We start from the raw sequence: 1648 nt of genomic DNA, 5'->3' as shown, positions 1-1648 counted from the left end.
TCGGACGGCACGGGAGTGGACACCGCCAACGTCAAGATGAGCATGAACCCCTTTGACGAGATTGCCGTCGAGGAAGCGGTGCGCCTCAAAGAAAAGGGCGTGGCCACCGAAGTCATCGCCGTCTCCTGCGGCGTCGCGCAGTGCCAGGAAACCCTGCGCACCGCCATGGCCATCGGCGCTGACCGCGCCATCCTCGTCGAGACCCCGGCCGACCTGGAGCTGCAGCCGCTGGCCGTGGCCAAGCTGCTCAAGGCGCTGGTGGACAAAGAGCAGCCCCAGCTCATCATCCTGGGCAAGCAGGCCATCGACGACGACGCCAACCAGACCGGGCAGATGCTCGCCGCGCTGGCCGGTCTCCCCCAGGCCACCTTCGCCAGCAAGCTGGAAGCGGCCGACGGCCGGGTCAGCGTCACGCGCGAAGTCGACGGCGGGCTGGAGACGCTGTCGCTGAGCCTGCCGGCGGTGGTCACCACCGACCTGCGGCTGAACGAGCCGCGCTACGTCACGCTGCCCAACATCATGAAGGCCAAGAAAAAGCCGCTGGACACGCTCACGCCCGAAGCGCTGGGCGTGGACATCGCCCCGCGCCTGAAGACCTTGAAAGTCAGCGAGCCCCCGAAGCGCGGCGCCGGCGTGAAGGTGCCCGACGTGGCCACCCTCGTGGCCAAGCTCAAGAACGAAGCCAAGGTGCTGTGAGCCCGCCCGACCCAACGAAAGACACCACACCATGACCGCACTTGTCATTGCAGAACACGACAACGCCTCGATCCGTCCCGCCACCTTGAACACCGTCACCGCGGCGCTGGCCTGCGGCGGCGACGTGCACGTGCTGGTGGCTGGCGAGGGCGCGCAAGGCGCCGCGCAGGCCGCCGCGCAGATCGCCGGCGTTGCCCGGGTATTGCACGCCGACGGCGCCAGCCTGAAGGACCAGCTGGCCGAGAACCTGGCCGCGCAGGTGCTGGCCGCCGCACAGTCGGGTGGCTACAGCCACATCCTGTTTGCCGCCACCGCCGGCGGCAAGAACGTCGCCCCGCGCGTGGCCGCGCTGCTGGACGTGGCGCAGGTCAGCGACATCACCAAGGTGGTCAGTAGCGACACCTTCGAGCGCCCCATCTACGCCGGCAACGCCATCGCCACCGTGCAAAGCAGCGACGCGGTGAAGGTGCTCACCGTGCGCGGCACCGGCTTTGATGCGGCGCCGGCCAGCGGCGGCAGCGCTGCCGTCGAGAGCGTGGCGGGCGCGCCGGATGCGGGCACGAGCCAGTTCGTCGGACGCGAAGTCACCAAGAGCGACCGCCCCGAGCTCACCGCCGCCAAGATCATCGTCTCGGGCGGGCGGGCGCTGGGCAGCGCCGAGAAGTTCCAGGAGGTGCTCACGCCGCTGGCCGACAAGCTGGGCGCGGCCATTGGCGCCAGCCGCGCGGCGGTGGATGCGGGCTATGCGCCCAACGACCTGCAGGTGGGCCAGACGGGCAAGATCGTCGCGCCGCAGCTGTACATCGCGGTCGGCATCTCCGGGGCCATCCAGCACCTGGCGGGCATGAAGGACTCCAAGGTGATCGTGGCCATCAACAAGGACGCGGAGGCGCCGATCTTCTCGGTGGCCGACTACGGGCTGGAGGCGGATCTGTTCCAGGCCGTGCCGGAG

At 69.5% G+C, this 1648-nt stretch carries 2 protein-coding genes; both read left to right on the top strand.

Annotated features, from left to right (window positions below):
• A partial coding sequence (locus BLQ61_RS17100; protein WP_091572997.1) for an electron transfer flavoprotein subunit beta/FixA family protein occupies nt 1-696 on the top strand: 696 nt, incomplete at its 5' end.
• A gap of 31 nt (nt 697-727) precedes the next feature.
• Nucleotides 728-1648: electron transfer flavoprotein subunit alpha/FixB family protein (locus BLQ61_RS17095; protein ID WP_091572994.1), on the top strand; the 921-nt coding region annotated here is incomplete at its 3' end.

The sequence above is a fragment of the Oryzisolibacter propanilivorax genome (genome assembly GCF_900103645.1).
Lineage (GTDB): Bacteria > Pseudomonadota > Gammaproteobacteria > Burkholderiales > Burkholderiaceae_C > Melaminivora > Melaminivora propanilivorax.
Note: the sequence above shows the minus strand (reverse complement) of the source record. Positions and strands in the feature narration are given on the sequence as shown.